The sequence below is a fragment of the candidate division KSB1 bacterium genome (genome assembly GCA_022562085.1).
Lineage (GTDB): Bacteria > Zhuqueibacterota > Zhuqueibacteria > Oceanimicrobiales > Oceanimicrobiaceae > Oceanimicrobium.
Genome location: JADFPY010000029.1, coordinates 1 through 16380 on the forward strand (window position 1 = coordinate 1; position 16380 = coordinate 16380).

Sequence of the window (16380 nt, forward strand, 5' to 3'; positions counted from 1 at the left end):
TTATTGTAAAATCACCTAACAGGTGATCCCGAAGAAGTCGGGACACAACGTAAATTCTAAAACCAAAGGCCAAAAGCTAATGGCCAAACGCGTAATTTAGATTAAATTTCGGACTTTCCTTTTAATTCTCTACTCTTTTTAAAAGACTCACCAATTCAATGTGCGGCGTCATCGGAAACATGTCCACCGGCTGCACTTTCATGAGCTCATATTCTGTCAGGCACAAAGCTTTGGCATCTCGTGCAAACGTGGCGGCATTGCAAGAGACGTAAACTATTTTTTCCGGCTGCAATTTGAGCACTGCATGAACAACATTTTCATGCATACCTGCTCTTGGCGGATCAATGATGACTGTAGAAGGCTGCCCCAATTTATCCGAATTATCCGAGCTTAATTTAAGCGAATCTTTTAAGTCACCGGCCACGAACGAACAATTTTCTACGCCGTTCAATTGGCAATTAAACTTAGCGTCTTTTACTGCGCTTCGTATAAGTTCAAAGCCAACCACTTCTTTAACTTTGTTTGCAATATAAAGGGAAATCGTGGCAGCACCGCAGTAAAGATCAAATACAGTCTCGTCGCTTCTAAAATCAGCAAACTCAACCACTTTCTCATATAAAATTTCAGCGCCTTTTGTGTTGGTTTGGAAAAACGAATTGGCAGATATTTGAAAAGTACGATCGCCGATTTTCTCCTGAATGCATCCCGGGCCAAATAAGATCCGTTCTTCATCGCCGAAAGCGATTTGAGCTTTTTTACGATTGATATTTTGAATGACGGTCGTGGTGTCTTCAAATTTTTCAATGAGTTTTGCCGCCAATTTCTCGACCACATTATCATGCTTCGGGTTCTCAGCAGTAACAAGATTAATTAATCTCTCACCGGTATTTTTTCCCTCCCGAATGACCAGATGCCGCCAGAAACCGGTGTGATCTTTTGTGCTGTACGCCGGGATTTCAGTTTGCAAAACAAACTCGCGGACAAAATTTAATATTTCAACACTCTCAGGAGACTGCAAAAAACAGGTATCGAGATCCAGGATTTTATCAAACCGGCCGCGAATGTGTAAACCCAGCGCAAAATCCTTCGGTTTGGAAACCACCTCTGCATCGACTTCACTTTTAGTAACCCAGCGTTTTCGCCCAAACGAATACTCCATTTTATTGCGGTAGTAAAATTGCTCCGGGGAAGCCAGTGTCTCCAAAACCGGCGGATTTTCAAACCCGCCAAGGCGCTCCAAAATCTCGACGACCTGCTGATGCTTGTATTTAAGCTGTGCTTTATAATCGAGGTTCTGTGACCGGCACCCGCCACACTCGCCAAAATGCGGGCACCTCGCCTCGACTTCTTCGGGAGAACTTTGTAAAACCTCCAAAGCTCTGGCTTCGGCAAATCCCTTGCGCTTTCGATAGACTCTGGCTTTGACCCGCTGTCCCGGAATTGCGTTCTCAACAAAAACCACAAATCCGTTTGCCTTCGCAATACCGCGGCCTCCGAAAGCCAGAGTCTCGATGTCTAACTCTATTTCTTGTCCTTTTTTAATATTATCTTCCATAAACCCGCCTTGCCCCAATATAACGTTTTCGATAATAATCCAATTTGAATTCTGAAATCACAATTCCCCTTGAAGAGCTCGCGTGTGCAAACTTTCCATCGCCGACATAGATGCCGACGTGTGAAACACCGTAATTCTCAATGTTCTCAAAAAACACCAGATCGCCAAATCCCAATCTTTCGGATTCAATAGAACGGCCTAACTTAAACATCGACCTTGCCCGGTGCGGAAGTTTTAGATCAACCGCATCTCGATAAACCGCGCTGACAAATCCGGAGCAATCCATGCCGCTTATAGTTGTACCACCAAATCGATACGGCACTCCTAGATAAGATTTGATTGCTACGATTAACCCTCTTTCAAAAGAAGATGAATACTCCCCATTCTTGCGTAAAGTGTAGTTACGTTCCCGAGGCGCTTCGATCTCTGAGGCACCATGCTCTTTAAACTTTGGATTCGGTTTTAAGCCAAGACAGTTCATTGAGGCTGTAATTAAGAATGTGAATGAAATCAAGTTGAAAAATGGTCTCATGATATTAACTGAGGTAAGGTTAAAGAACCGTTTGGAATCACAAAGCATTTAAAATTATCAGAAAGCAGTTTCCCGGCGATCTTCCAGCCTTCATCCAAATCAGCTGCCGGCAGCATCGCCAATTTGACAACCAGATTTTCAGGCAAAGTTGAAACAAGTACAATTTTTACGGCCCGGGTTTTCATTTTTAAGGATAAGGCCGTGGTTGCATTTAAGGTGAAATTGTTAGCCAGCGCTCCTCTAAAAGAAGATTCGTCAGGATAGTTAAACCAATCCAGAAACGTGTCCGAGCCGACGCCCTGCTCGCATTCGGCTAAAACCAAAATGACGCCGCCCTCTTTTACAGCCTGAAAAGCATTTTGAATGGACTTGTGTGCCTGGATAAAATTAATATCTTTCGGAAACCCGCCGCAGCTCACTACCACAAGCTCGGCTTTTTCATGGATAGGAATTTTGTAATGTGCGTCTACGATCTCGCAAGCTTCTTTGTGGGCTCTGACCAAATCGCCGCATACGACCTTAGCAATTTCGCCTTGCTCGTTCAAAATAGTCTCAAATAAAAAATCAACCTTCACAAAGCGCATAGAGTCTTCAATGTCTTCCTGAACCGGGTTTCCTTCTAAAACTCCCGCCCGGCATCTTGGGTGCATCGTCCCGTTCTCGGAATCAATAGTCAAGGCGTGATTCTTAGTTATGGTTTCGTATCCTGCGCAACCCGGATTGATCATTTTCGGGCCGCCACCATAACCTGCGAAATAATGGTGTAAAGCAGCGCCGGCTACCATAACAAAGTCTGCTGCCAAAACTTGGCGGTTGATAAAAATTGGTGTCTCAAATTTGGTAGTTCCTAAGAAAGTAAGTTCATTGGAGTTCTTGCTGTCGTGTTCAACAATCTCAATTCTATCGAGTATCTTCGGACCGACTATCTTTTCAATTTCCTCAGTCGTATGAGAAGTGTGAGAACCGTTCGCTAACATAATTTTAATATCCGAATCAGTGACGCCAGAGCGATTTAATCTTTCAATTAGAACCGGCAAAAACACCTGCGCACCGCAATTTCTGGTTTTATCCGGGACAAGTATTAGCGTCTTATGATTTGCCCGAAAAATTTGAGCAAACGGTTTGGAATGAGTTGGGTTATTCAGGCTCCGAGAAATTAAATCCTCAGGAGATTGATTCGAGACAAAATCTTTAGGTTTAAGAACCTCCAAAAAATGCTTTGAAGCAAGGTCGAATTTCAACTTTTCATGGCCGAAGGCCAGAGTAATTTCAGCCAAACGAAACATCTCCATAGAAATATATTTTTTAAATTAAAAATTTAAATGCCAAAGTCAATTTTTGGGTTCCTCGTGCAAACCTAAAACAATGTTTCATTGCAGCACATAAAGCGCATTAAAATCTCATAAATTTTAGTCATTTCCAGAGCTTCTTTAAAACCTAAAAAACAAATAGATAGGAGCTTTTCTAAAATCTAATCTTGAATGGCACGGTATTAGCCAAGAAAAGGAGTCCACACAAACATCATTTGACTTCACACCAAACGGCAAGGGGCTGAATTTGAAAAAAATCGTATTAGTAGGCACTGACAAAGAAGAATCCCCCGTTTTAAAATACCTTCACAACTCATCGAAATTCAAAGTTAAAAAAGCCAGGACCCTAAAAAAAGCCGCGAAAATTATCGCAAGCTTAAATCCGGATTTTGTGCTTTGCGCCGGGAAAATCAACATAGATGAAGAAGGCAACTATGTTTTGGAGATAGACTAAGTCTCAAAACCGCTTGACCCTTTCCTGAATTTTCAATATCTTCCCGCATCAAAAACGGAAACAATTGATGCCGGAATTACTCCAGATACTCGCTCTCATTTCGATTGCTTTTTATCTTTCAACGCTCATTTTTTTAATGACGGGTTTCCTCCGTATTAAAAATACGCAAGCGGAATTCCAGCCAAAGGTCTCGGTGGTGGTTGCCGCCAGAAATGAGGAACGGAATTTAAGAAACTGTCTGAATTCTCTGCTGGCGCAGACTTATCCAAAAGAGCTGACTCAGTTAGTGGTGGTCGATGACCGCTCTACAGATGACACCCCCAATATTTTGAAGCAATTCAATTCTCAGCATAATGTTCTCGGGATAAGAATATCAGAAGCCCAAAACGGCATTAGCCCTAAGAAGCTTGCGCTGAGACAGGGCATTGCCAGCGCAAACGGCAAACTCATTTTTACGACCGACGCCGATTGCAGCCCGCCACCGGATTGGCTTTCGCAAACCGTTCAGCTTTTTAAAGATGATGTAGGCTTGGTTATCGGACCTGCTCCATTTATTGAAGAAAGCAATTCCTGGAGTCGTCTCCTTTGTCTCGACAATTTCGCCACAGCATTTGTTGCTGCAGGTGCAGCAGGTTGGAATATTGGAGTGACTTGCACTGGCAGAAATCTCGCCTACCGTAAATCTGTCTTCAAACAGGTCAATGGATTTCAGAAAATAGGTCACAGCCTATCGGGCGACGACGATCTTTTCCTACAAACCGTGAAAAAACAAACAGATTGGAAAATAAATTATTCGTTGAGCCCAAACACTTCAGTAACCAGTTCTGCAGCCAAAAGTCTTTCAGAATACATCCTACAACGACGGCGGCATGTGTCCGCAAGCAAGTATTATTCAAAGCCAATTCAGACATCTTATCTTCTTTTCAACTTCGCAAATTTAGTTCTATTTGGATTTTTTGCTCTCTCTTTATTCTTTCAAAAATACTTATTTTTAGCAGCTTTTATCTTCGGGACAAAATTTATAGTCGATTTTCTGAGCCTCTATCTGATCACAAAGAAATTTGACAGCCGACATCTCTTGTACTTGTTCCCTCTGTGGGAAATTTTCTTTTTGCTTAATCAAGCTGTTATTTCACCTTTAGGATTAGTTGGCAAAGTAAGGTGGAAAGAATGAGCGCACTCATTCAAACCCTGCCGCCGGAAAACCATCCGAATTACCGCCTCTGGTCGAATTATGCGGAATTCGCCAAAGACCGCGGACGATTAGTCTGTGATATTTTAGAATCGTTCCAGCCACTGAATGGGCTTAAAATACTGGACATTGGCTGTGGCGAGGGCGGGTCTTCTTTGGCTGTTGCCGAAAGAGGCGCACAAATCACGGCAATTGATTTTGACCCGAGACGAGTCTCGAAATTTAGGCAGAAAGTTTTTACGGCAGGTATTGACCTGTCAATTGAAGTGGGCAATGCTCAAAATCTAAACTTTCCAAATGAAGCTTTTGACTGCATTTTGCTGCAAGATGTTCTGGAACATCTGCCCTATCCGGAGAAAGCTGTTCAAGAGATAAACAGGGTTTTAAAAAGAAACGGTTTGGTTTACATATCAACGCCCAACCGCTGGTCACCGCTTAATTTCATTTCCGACCCCCATTGGAATCTGCCGATTGTCTCCGTTTTGCCGAGAAAGGGTGCGACTTATTTTATAACCAAAATCATTCAACGCGAAAAGTTTCCGAGAGAAGACTTTGCAGCCTTGCTTTCGATCTTTAAAATCCGCCGTTTATTTAAAGATGCAAATTTTACATTAACCTTTGTGAATAAAAGAGTGGCAGGTGAACTCTTTACTAATCCGCAAGCTGTGGTGAACAGCGAACTGCATTTAAAAGTTGTCAAATTGCTGAAAAAACTAAAATTGCAAAAATTGATTTTGTCCACAGTAAATGATAAATTTGGCTTTTTTAATGCTCTCTTTAATCCGACGTGGTATTTGGTTGCCAGAAAAATAGACAGGATTGACACGATTTGCAGGATAAAGTTTAAAAATCCAAACAAATATTCACCGTGTTTTATCTTGTCAAACCTGTCAAAATCATGAAAGAGATCCCATTAAAATTTTTAATTAACACAATTACCTTGAAACGGCTTTGGAACGCAGGGTTAGCGATCACGTCCTATTTTCTTTCGAGTGTTTTAAAAAGGAATTTCGTTTGGGGACGGCCGTTTATTCTCACTGTCGAGCCGACAAATATTTGCAACCTGAAGTGCCCGTTGTGCGTCACCGGAAATGGTAAAATGTCCCGCAAAGCCGGTTTGCTGGATTTTGAGACATTTAAGAAAATCATTGATGAGTCCGGATGTTATCTTTTCTATTTATTGCTCTACCAGCAGGGAGAACCTTATATAAACAAGGATTTCTTAAGGTTCGTTGAGTACGCCAAAAATAAGCGGATCTTCGTGACGACCAGCACAAACGCGCACTACCTTGATCCGGAAACCGCTCAGCGCACGGTTACCTCCGGGCTTGATTCAATCATTGTCTCGATTGACGGCTCCGACCAGGAAAGTTACGAAACCTACCGGGTGGACGGAAACTTAGAAAAAGTTAAAAAGGGCGTTCAAAATCTCGTGCGGGAAAAAATTAAGCAGAACAGCAAAACGCCGCTTATCTACATCCAATTCATTGTCATGCGCCACAACGAGCACCAAATCGGCGAGATGGAAAAGTTAACAAAAGACTTAGGCGCCGACAAATTGCTCATAAAAACCGTCCAGGTTGAGACTCTAAAAGAAGCCAAAGAATGGCTGCCCGGTGAAAAAGATCTCAGAAGATACCAACTTGAAGGAGATTTACTGAAACCAAAACGAGTTGGAGCAGGGCCGTGTCCGCGTCCCTGGACGAGTAGTCTCGTCAACTGGGACGGCTCGGTGGTGCCCTGCTGCTTTGATAAAAACGCGCATCACAAGTTCGGTTCAGTTCAAGTGGAAAACGAATTTGATAAAATCTGGCGTTCAAAAAAATATGGGAATTTCAGAACAAAAATGCTCACAGATCGGAGCTCCCTCGATATCTGCTCCAACTGCTCGCAAGGACTCAGGCTTTATCTTTAAATCACGGCTGATCTTTTGGGCAAAAATTGCAGTCGCAATCTTGACGCTTGCATTTTTAATAAACAGCGTCAAACCAGGAACCTTAATCAATGTCTTCGACACGGCAAAGTGGAGTTACCTTGGAGTGGCCTTTATAATAATCGTCCCCAACATTTTGGTTCAAGTTTGGAAGTGGCTTTACATTTTGAAATTGGCAAATTCGTCTGTTTCCTTCACCACTGCATTCAAATCTTTGCTTGTCGGCTACCCCCTTGGATTTGTGACGCCGGGAAGGTTAGGTGAAATCGGCCGGGCTTTATACGTGAAAGAAATCAGTCAAAACAAAACATTTAGATTATTTATTTTGGATAAGTTGACCAACCTCGTAGTGACTCTTTTATTCGGTGCGGTTGGAATTCTAATTTTGTTTCAGACGCAGTTAACGCCAGTCTTCAAAGTAATGATTTGGGTAATTCCCTGCCTGATAACCGGACTGCTTTTGTATTCAATTTGTTTTACCTCCCCGGTGATTTTGATTGGCCGATTGACGAAAATGCATCATTACTGCAGAAAGAACCACCTCATTTTGTTAGCATTTTCGATTTTATTTTATTTTATTTTCCTAGTCCAATATCTATTACTCGCGCTTAATTTTGGTACGATCAGTATATTTACGGCTTCCGAGGCTGCAGCTTCGGTCTTCCTCGCAAAAACAATCCTGCCAATTTCTTTCAGTGATCTTGGAATCAGGGAGGGAGCCGCTGTCTACTTCTTTGGAAAAATCGGTGTCAGCGCAGCAGCCGCGTTGAATGCTTCGCTGCTTCTTTTTTTATTTAATGTCGCCATTCCAGCGATTGCCGGACTGCCGATTCTGCTAAAAACGAAACGCAGTTTATGAGCCTGCTTCCGAAAATCATCCGGAGCATGCCGGATGAAAATATCTATCTCACTTTTGACGACGGTCCTGATGAAAATATCACGCCGCGACTTTTAGAACTACTAAGCAAACATAAAATCAAAGCGACGTTTTTTATGGTTGGCCAAAAAGCTGAACGATATCCTGAGATTGTTTTGCAAATTCACAAAAATGGTCATGCAATTGGAAATCACTCTTATACGCATCCACATTTGATTTTCAAATCGAAAGAGAGCATCGAAGAAGAAATTAAACGGACCGACGAAGCAGTTTTTGAAATTACCGGAAAGCGTCCAACACTCTTCAGACCGCCGCACGGACAATTTGGGTTCGCTGTGCTTAGCATTTTAAAATCCACAAACCATAGAATGGTTCTTTGGAGCGCTTCTTCGCAAGATTACAAAGTGAAGACATCGACAGAGAAAATTCAAGCGCGAATGAAAAAATATGTTCGACCGGGAAAAATTGTTTTAATGCACGATGGACATTTGCAGAGTCACCACATGTTGGAAGCTTTAAAAAACAGTTTAGACAGATTCAAAGAAAAAAATTTGAAATTTTCAGCTCTCTTGAATTAAAAAAGACACGCAGGCAGCCAGACACAAAAAAAGAAATTATGCTTTTCTATTCCATACTGCTCATTTTCTTAACCTTCCTCTACGCGGTTGCCTTACTTAAATTACAAGGAGGATTTAAGAATTTAAAAGCTGGTCAAAATAAAACACAACCCAACGTTTCTGTTGTGATTGCAGCAAGAAATGAAGCAGACACCATTGGTCGCTGCCTGCATGCGGTACTAAATCAAACCTATCCGAAAGACAAGGTGGAGATTATTGTTATCGATGATCGATCCGAAGATGGAACCTTCGAGGTCATACAAAAATTAGCAGGGACGAACTGTCAAATCAAGTTGCTTCAAATTAAAGACCGGTCGGCTCATTTAGCTCCCAAAAAACGCGCAATCGATTTAGGGATTCAAAATGCTTCGGGAGAAATAATCGTAACAACAGATGCTGATTGCCAACCGGGTCCCGATTGGATTTCGAAGCTTATCAAACATTTTGAACCCAATGTCGGCATGGTAGCAGGATTCAACCCATACAAGACCGAGAACCGTTCGCTGTTTTACCAGATGCTGTCCCTGGATTATTTTGCCATGGCGAGTGTGTCGGCAGCCAGCGCCGGCCTGAATTATCCTCTTAGCTGTACTGGTGGCAATCTTGCTTATCGGAAAAGGGTTTATCTAGAAACCGGTGGATTTACAAAGTTTAGCAACTGGGTTTCCGGAGATGATGATTTTTTCCTTGAACAAATCAGAGAAAACAGTAACTGGGAAATCTGTTATGCCACAAATCCAAAAACGTCCGTGCCGACAGCCCCTCCGGAAACTTTTAAGGATTTCGTTCAGCAACGCATTCGTTACGCATCAAAATGCGGGCACTATTCACCAAAAGTGACGCTCGGCTTGGTCGGGATTTATTTGATGAACCTGCTAATTTTAATAGGGCCGATTCTCTCCATTGTTAAACCACAAATATTGCTTGTTTGGTTAACCGGGTGGGCTTTTAAAACATTATCGGAGTTTATTTTTTTGAAACGTGGAGAAAAAGAATTTCAAATGCACTTTAAATCAAATTTGTTCCTATTTACTGTTGTCTTACATCCGTTTTATATTGTGCTTGCAGGTTTGTTGGGGCAGTTTTCAACTTTCCATTGGAAGGGTGACCAGTACTCGGGCAAAATGCCCAAGTCGGGGTTAATTGAAGAAACCATTTAAAAAACAAACTAAGATTTCATAATTGTGCAGATCATTCTCTTACTAATTTTTTTAAGTGTTCTCACATACGCACTCCAAAGTGTCCTCATTTATATCGGCACTCGCCGATTAAATTATCCTAAAACAAACCACTTTCCCAAAATTTCAATTCTAGTCGCTTTGCGGGATGAAGAGCAAACTCTCGAAGCTTGCGTTGAAAGTCTTCTCCAATTAGACTACCCCAAAAAGTCATTGCGGATCCTTCTCATTAATGATCGCTCAAGCGACCGAACATCAGAGTTGGTTGAAAAAATAAAAAGCAAATCAGATGTTATTGAGACACTTCATATAAAAACAGGCATTCCCGGGCTTTCCGGTAAAGCAAACGCAATCGCACAAGGCATGGAGAATTGCTCAGGCGAACTTATTCTGGTCACAGACGGCGATTGCCGTGTTCCAGCGAACTGGGCGAAAACACACGCTGCTTATTATCAAAAAGATGTCGGATTGGTCGGCGGGTTTACTTTATTAGATAAGAAAAATGACCCATCCTATCTATTTGGAAAAATCCAATCGTTGGACTGGGCTTACTTGCTTTCGGTCGGCAGCGGTTTTATGGGTTTTGGCATTCCACTAAGTGTGCTTGGTAACAACTTCTCTTTTCGACGTCAGGCTTATGAAGAAGTCGGCGGCTATCGCAATATGGGCTTCACGATTATCGAAGATTTTGCTCTGATGAAAACCTTGGTTAAAAAAACTTTATGGAAAGTCCTTTACCCTATCGATTCGAAAATGCTTGTTTATAGTCAGCCCATGCCAGACTTTAAAGCTTTCTACAACCAACGGAAACGATGGTCAGCGGGTGGCAAAGAAGTCGGGCTTTACGGCAAATCCTTAATGTTTATTTCAGTCATGGTTCACATGTTGATTCCGATTTCATTTTTTGTTTGTGATCTGCGGTTTTCTTTCTTAGCACTAATAATCGTTTTGTTAGCAGATTTCGGCTTACTTTGTAGAACTACCGGGTTGGTGCAGCGGCGGGATTTGTTAAAATATTTCCTGCTCTGGGAGGGATTTTATTTTTTGTATACAATCATGTTTACGCCGGTGCTTTTGTTCCCGACGACTGTTAAGTGGAAAAATATTTCGTATTCATGGAAATTTAATTGGAAACTAAAAAAAATGTCTGGGTAGCAGAACTCGCCAGAGTTCTGGTCTACCAAACCCGAAGTGTGGTCACTTCGGCTACAAATAAGTTTTAGAAAATGAATCACTATTTGCTGGATTTTAATTTCCCTTTTTTTGAGTTTACTGTTTTGTTTCTGCTTTACGCCGAAACTCACTACTCCTTCAAAGGCATTTACAGCCGCCTGAAAAAGATGGAGCCGGAAATTATTGCCGACGTACCACATCGAATTAAACAGGGACACCCAATTCCAGTCTTATTGCTGATTAAAGACGCTCACCAATACCCGATTGAACTGAATAGTGTTCACATTAATTTATTTTCAAAAGAGAAAAAAGAATTCTTCCCATTTGAATTCAACGCTTTAAAAATAAATGAGAAGTTCTGGCATGAAATAGTAGAAATTCAACCAAACGAAAATCTCACCGACCACTGCCGGGTCGACGTAACGATCAAGTTCTCAATAAACGGGAAAACACGCGAAGTAAAAAACGACAATTATACTTGTTCAAGCCACGATTCGTTTGGGATTTATATCTCCGAATCAGACCTGCCAAAAACCAAAGGCTGGCACTTTGGAGAATTTCACTGTCACACGAATTACACCAGTGATCAAGTTGAATTTGGCGCACCTTTAAATGCCTCACTGCAGTTAGCCCAGGCGATGGGATTAACCTTTTTCTGCGCCACAGACCACTCTTATGACCTGGATGACGATCCAGACAATTATCTTAAAAACGACCCCTCTCACAAAAAATGGCACAGTTTTCAGGAAGAAGCTCGAAGGCTAAATCTGTCCAATCCCTCTTTCATTATTATTCCCGGAGAAGAGGTTTCAGCCGGCAATAGCAAAAATCGTAATGTTCATTTTCTCATTTTGAATCACCCAGAGCTTTTACCGGGAGATGGCGACAGTGCCGAAAAGTGGTTTAGAACCAAACCAAACCTCTTTATAAAAGAAATCCTGCAAAAAATCAATTCTGATTCTGTAGCATTTGCCGCTCACCCCGGAGTTAAGCCACCATTCCTGGAATGGCTTTTGGTACGGCGGGGGAAATGGAGTCTGCAAGATTGCAGTTATTCCGGTTTGCACGGTTTGCAAATCTGGAATGGCACAGACGACGGCTTAACCGAGGGCAAATCCCTATGGATTGAATTGCTCCTGAAAGGCAAGCGAGTCTTTATTTCCGGCGGCAACGACGCCCACGGCAACTTCAACCGCTTTCGTCAAGTCGGTTTCCCCTTTCTTACCCTGCGGGAAAACCATGAACATTTATTTGGAAAGGTCCGGACGGGAGTTTTTTTAGAGGATACATGTTCGCTGCCGACTCTTTTAAAGGCTTTTAAAAATGGCAGAATGTTAGTTACCGACGGGCCGTTCGTAGAGTTGCTCGTTAAGAATGCTCGCAGTGAATCAGCGAGATCAGGAGATTGTATCTCGGGAAAGAATTTCAAAATAGATTTGACATGTTTGTCGTCGCCCGAGTTCGGAAAACTCTCGGAGTTACGAATTTATAAAGGTGATCTAATAAACAGAAAAGAAAGCTTGTTCAAACGCGTCACAAATTTCAGTGAATTATTTGAATATCATGAAGAATTAAAACCAGTAGGGAATACGGCTCCTTCATATATAAGGGCAGAGTTGTATTCTAAAAATGAAGTTGGAATTTTGAAATGTTTTACAAATCCAATTTGGCTGAATACGTTCAATGACTTTTGCGACAGGGATTGCAAACCCCCGTCAGCATGAAAAGATTACAAAAGGGAGGGCTGCACATCTAAAACAACTTGATCTTCCTCACTATTTTCTTTAAGCTGCGGCCAAATTTTTTGGAGACAATCTGTACATGGCGTTCAGACCCTTCACCATGACTTGTCGTTTCGACCCCTGCAATATCCTGCAAAGCTGCGTGGACAATGTAACGTTCGTAGCTGCCCATTGGAGGCAAATCGCTGACTTCTGTTCCGGTATCAAACAACTCTTGAGCTTTATCTTTGGCAAATTTTTTGATGTTTCCGACCGGGTAAATAGTCAGTGTGAACTTATCCTCCTTTCGATAGGTTCTGGTTTCAAAGTCCGGATTGTGATCAAAATGCCGATGAACCATTTTTCTTTCAAACGAATTTAAGCCTTCGAGTGACTCAGCCTTAATTGACTCCTGTAACTTTTCTTCCACCCCTGAGATCAATTTGCGTATGTTTTGATCATCAGCTCCTCGGTCGGGGTATCTCCGGTCACTAAATCGTGGTTTTCTTCTTTCTTCATTCATGTCTCTTTCCGATAAATTATATTTGTTTTATTAAATTAGCTGGAATTTGATTAAAATCTCCATTGCTCATAAACAATACGACATCGTTCGCTCTTAAGTTTTCTTTTAAAAATGACATCATGCCCTCATCAGCAGGTAGAACCCTGCTTGGTGTATTTTGATTTTCGAGAAGTTGACAAATCTTTTCTACAGAAAGCCGTTCTCCTTCCGGCACTTTTTCCGGAACATACAAAGGAGTTAGAATGACCTTGTCGGCAACGGCTAAAGCCTCCACAAATCTACTTTGAAAAATATTACGTTTACTCGTAGCCGTACGCGGCTCGAAAACAGCCCACAATCTCCGCCTTGGGAAACGGCTTCGCAGCGCTTCAAGGGTTGTCTTAATTTCCGTCGGGTGGTGAGCAAAATCGTCGAAAACTTTGATCCCCCTTGCCTCACCGTGATATTGCAACCTGCGTCGCACATTTTTAAAGGATGCGAGCCCGTCTCGAATCTCTTCTGCTTGCAAGCCCAAAATATGACATACTGCAGTTACTCCCAGACAGTTTCTGACCATATGTAAACCGAACAGTGGCGTTGTAAAATTTCCAAACTTTTCTTTTTTAAAAAGAACATCAAAGCTCGTACCATTTTCCTCCGGCGAAATATTAACAGCTCGCCAGTCGGCATCTTCACTGAGTCCAAAAGTGATCAAGTTGGAAAATGTTTTAGAACTCAGTTTCTTCACAACGGGGTCATCCCAGCATGAAAGCAGATAGCCGTTTCGGGGGATTAGATTTATCAATCTGCTGAATGCAACTTCGACGTCTTCAAGATCCCTGAATATATCTGCATGATCGAACTCAACATTGTTCAGGATCACCAAGTCAGGCCGATAGTGTAAAAACTTAGAACCTTTATCAAAAAAAGCCGAGTCGTACTCGTCTCCTTCCGAAACAAATACTTCACCCTGGCCCAACTTTGAACCTTTGCCAAAGTTTTCGGGAATGCCGCCGATAAAAAAGCTCGGATCTTTTCCGGCACTTTCCAGCATCCAGGCCAACAAAGAACTTGTCGTGGTTTTACCGTGTGTTCCGGAAACAACACAGGAGTAATGCCCGCAAATAAAGAATTCACTAAGCGCCATTGGCAGTGAAATATAAGGCAATTTATTTTCAAGAACAGCTTCAACTTCCGGGTTGCCACGCGACATGGAATTTCCGATGACCACTAAATCGGGCGGAGGACTTAAATGGCTTTCATCATAGCCGTCGAAAACAGGGATGTCCATTTTTTCCAGGAACGTGCTCATCGGGGGGTAAACATTTTGATCCGAACCCCTGACTTCGTACCCCTGTTCCTTTAGCATTCCGGCGAGTGCAGTCATCCCGGTGCCGCAAATGGCTACAAGGTAAATAGATTTAATGGATTGTGGACTAAGATTCATTTATTGGGTTTAGTAAACGCCGCTCTCGTAAAAGTCAAATGAACTTTTTCATTTTGGGAACCACGATTACTTTCATCAAAACTAGAAGCCTGGTCATCAGTTGTCATTTTGCCAATGACAATCTCGAATCGATTTACCGCTGTCCATTTCTTGTTCTGTGTCGGAGAAAGCTGGTATTCAGATTGCGGCTGGTTATCAATTGTCAATCGAAGCCAGACTTTTTCTTTTACTCTTATTTCTAATTCAAGAGGTGAGCCAGCATGACCATTCTGCATTGAACCCGCTTCTTGAAGAACGATCTCCGCCAGCGCATTCTCTCTTTTTATAAAATTTTGCAAAGGTTCGGCCGGCTGCGCATGTATTTGAGATTTATATTGAAAATAAACAAGAATCAGGCTTATAAGCAGAACAAGTGATCCGACTCCCAAAGCCCATTCAATTGCTTTCTGTTTAGAGGAGGAAGGTCTGGTTTCAATTTCGACTTCTTTTTCATGTTCTTCTTTGTGTTTCTTTTTTTCCTCTTGATTTTGCGCATAACGATCTACTAAGTCGTCGCCATCAAGCCCCAATGCCAAAGCATAATTTTTTATAAAAGACTTTACATACGTTTCAGGCAGAAATGTGTAATCATTTTTCTCAAGTAATTTCAAATGCTCGAGACTAATTTTAGTTTTCTCATTTACTTCTTCTAAAGTCTTGCCTTGATCTTTCCGGTTCTTTTTAAGTATCCCTCCAATATTTTCCATCTTGTTATCCTGATTTTCTATCATCTGGTCAAGAGCTGCTTAGATAATCAGCCGTTGACTTAGTTAATCAAACTGTTAGTCTCTGATAAACTTTCCGAGCGCCTGATACAACTTTGTAACCGGCAAACCCATCACGTTGTAAAAACACCCGTCAATTTTCTCTACAAAAAGTGCCCCTTGATCCTGAATTCCATAGCCGCCGGCTTTGTCAAGAGGGCTTCCGGATTGAATATATCGAACAATTTCTTCATCTGCAAGCTTCCGAAAGCTAACCAGGGTTTTTTCAAATTCACTCACCATTTCCCCAGAAGGTTTCTCAACTATTGTGAAGCCGGTATAAACCGTGTGAGTTCTGTCACTTAACTGTCTTAGGATTTCTTTGGCTTGTTTGGCATCTTTGGGTTTGCCCAATATTATATTGTTCAGAACAACGATCGTATCCGCCCCGATAATCAAACCGCTTTTTATTTTTTCAGCAACTTTTAAAGCTTTCTTTTGTGCAAGCTCAAGAACATGCACTTCCGGAATTGTATAAACTTCGCTCTGTTCGTCTACCTGACTATCGACCACCTCGAAATCGAAGCCAATCATTTTGAGTAAATTTTCGCGTCGAGGTGAGGCCGAAGCTAAAATCAACTTCTTACCATCCAAATTTAAAAAGGAACTATTGTTCAAATTCCCTTACTTTCTACCATTAAAGTTACCGGTCCGTCGTTGTAAATTTTAACTTTCATCCTTGCGCCAAAAACGCCTTCCTCAACTTTTAAATCCATCTTCTTTAATTTATCGATAAATTTTCGATATAAAGGCTCGGAGATTTCCGGAGGTGCTGCGTGTATAAAGCTCGGTCTTCTGCCTTTCCGGGTATCGCCGTAAAGCGTAAATTGTGAAATCACCAGTATCTCGCCTTTTTCCTCAAGACAGGACAGATTAAACTTGCCTTCCCTATCTGAAAAAATTCGCAAATTCGCACATTTCCCGGCCAAAAATAGTGCGTCTTCTTCCGTGTCATTACCTGTTATTCCAAGAAGTATCACTAACCCTTTTTCAATCTGTCCCCTGACCTTACCTTCGATACTTACAGAACCTTCTGTTACTCTCTGAACTAACGCTCTCAAAGCATACTCAACCTAAAATCATGAA

The 16380-nt window shown here is 41.9% G+C and carries 17 protein-coding genes; 9 read left to right on the forward strand and 8 right to left on the reverse strand.

What is annotated here, in order from left to right:
* Positions 1-121: 121 nt before the first annotated feature.
* Genes rlmD through larA form a run of 3 tightly spaced genes read right to left on the reverse strand, consistent with a single transcriptional unit; the run spans position 122 to position 3364 of the window.
* Positions 122-1555, reverse strand: coding sequence for a 23S rRNA (uracil(1939)-C(5))-methyltransferase RlmD (rlmD, locus tag IH879_04550; GenBank protein MCH7674206.1), 1434 nt, complete (start codon positions 1553-1555; stop codon positions 122-124).
* A complete protein-coding gene (locus tag IH879_04555) occupies positions 1545-2036 on the reverse strand; it encodes a C40 family peptidase (protein ID MCH7674207.1) in 492 nt (163 codons plus the stop codon). Before IH879_04555 ends, rlmD begins: the two co-directional genes overlap by 11 nt.
* A gap of 47 nt (positions 2037-2083) precedes the next feature.
* Entirely contained in the window at positions 2084-3364 is a 1281-nt protein-coding gene (gene larA, locus IH879_04560) for a nickel-dependent lactate racemase (protein MCH7674208.1), read from the reverse strand.
* Positions 3365-3644: 280 nt separating this feature from the next.
* On the opposite strand from larA, the gene IH879_04565 reads away from it, so the two are divergent.
* The 9 genes from IH879_04565 to IH879_04605 all read left to right on the forward strand — a co-directional run bounded on the left by IH879_04565 (position 3645) and on the right by IH879_04605 (position 12545).
* Entirely contained in the window at positions 3645-3851 is a 207-nt protein-coding gene (locus tag IH879_04565) for a hypothetical protein (protein MCH7674209.1), read from the forward strand.
* A gap of 67 nt (positions 3852-3918) precedes the next feature.
* Positions 3919-5025, forward strand: coding sequence for a glycosyltransferase (locus IH879_04570; protein MCH7674210.1), 1107 nt, complete (start codon positions 3919-3921; stop codon positions 5023-5025).
* A complete protein-coding gene (locus tag IH879_04575) occupies positions 5022-5945 on the forward strand; it encodes a methyltransferase domain-containing protein (GenBank protein MCH7674211.1) in 924 nt (307 codons plus the stop codon). Before IH879_04570 ends, IH879_04575 begins: the two co-directional genes overlap by 4 nt.
* Positions 5942-6958: an SPASM domain-containing protein gene (locus IH879_04580; GenBank protein ID MCH7674212.1), complete on the forward strand. Its 1017-nt coding sequence runs from the start codon at positions 5942-5944 to the stop codon at positions 6956-6958. Before IH879_04575 ends, IH879_04580 begins: the two co-directional genes overlap by 4 nt.
* Before the next feature lie 40 nt (positions 6959-6998).
* Complete coding sequence (locus IH879_04585) at positions 6999-7835, forward strand: flippase-like domain-containing protein (GenBank protein MCH7674213.1); 837 nt, start codon at positions 6999-7001, stop codon at positions 7833-7835.
* A complete protein-coding gene (locus tag IH879_04590; GenBank protein MCH7674214.1) occupies positions 7832-8431 on the forward strand; it encodes a polysaccharide deacetylase family protein in 600 nt (199 codons plus the stop codon). Before IH879_04585 ends, IH879_04590 begins: the two co-directional genes overlap by 4 nt.
* A 38-nt stretch (positions 8432-8469) precedes the next feature.
* On the forward strand, positions 8470-9630 hold the full coding sequence (locus tag IH879_04595) for a glycosyltransferase (protein ID MCH7674215.1): 1161 nt from the start codon (positions 8470-8472) through the stop codon (positions 9628-9630).
* A gap of 24 nt (positions 9631-9654) precedes the next feature.
* Entirely contained in the window at positions 9655-10803 is a 1149-nt protein-coding gene (locus IH879_04600; GenBank protein ID MCH7674216.1) for a glycosyltransferase, read from the forward strand.
* A 71-nt stretch (positions 10804-10874) separates the two neighbouring features.
* Positions 10875-12545, forward strand: coding sequence for a CehA/McbA family metallohydrolase (locus IH879_04605; GenBank protein MCH7674217.1), 1671 nt, complete (start codon positions 10875-10877; stop codon positions 12543-12545).
* A 28-nt stretch (positions 12546-12573) separates the two neighbouring features.
* On the opposite strand, the gene IH879_04610 is transcribed toward IH879_04605, so the two are convergent.
* The 5 genes from IH879_04610 to IH879_04630 form a co-directional block, all read right to left on the reverse strand.
* The gene (locus IH879_04610) at positions 12574-13065 is read right to left on the reverse strand and encodes a hypothetical protein (protein ID MCH7674218.1); all 492 of its coding nucleotides are present in this window, start codon (positions 13063-13065) and stop codon (positions 12574-12576) included.
* Positions 13066-13081: 16 nt separating this feature from the next.
* Positions 13082-14491 carry a UDP-N-acetylmuramate:L-alanyl-gamma-D-glutamyl-meso-diaminopimelate ligase gene (gene mpl, locus IH879_04615; GenBank protein ID MCH7674219.1) on the reverse strand — a complete coding sequence of 470 codons (1410 nt, stop codon included), beginning with the start codon at positions 14489-14491 and terminating at the stop codon, positions 13082-13084.
* Positions 14488-15237 (reverse strand): helix-turn-helix domain-containing protein, encoded by a 750-nt coding sequence (locus IH879_04620; protein ID MCH7674220.1) that lies wholly within the window; start codon positions 15235-15237, stop codon positions 14488-14490. Before IH879_04620 ends, mpl begins: the two co-directional genes overlap by 4 nt.
* Positions 15238-15312: 75 nt before the next feature.
* Positions 15313-15888, reverse strand: a complete 576-nt coding sequence (gene maf / locus IH879_04625; protein MCH7674221.1) for a septum formation protein Maf — start codon at positions 15886-15888, stop codon at positions 15313-15315.
* A 20-nt stretch (positions 15889-15908) separates the two neighbouring features.
* The gene (locus tag IH879_04630) at positions 15909-16355 is read right to left on the reverse strand and encodes a D-tyrosyl-tRNA(Tyr) deacylase (protein ID MCH7674222.1); all 447 of its coding nucleotides are present in this window, start codon (positions 16353-16355) and stop codon (positions 15909-15911) included.
* Positions 16356-16380: the final 25 nt, after the last annotated feature.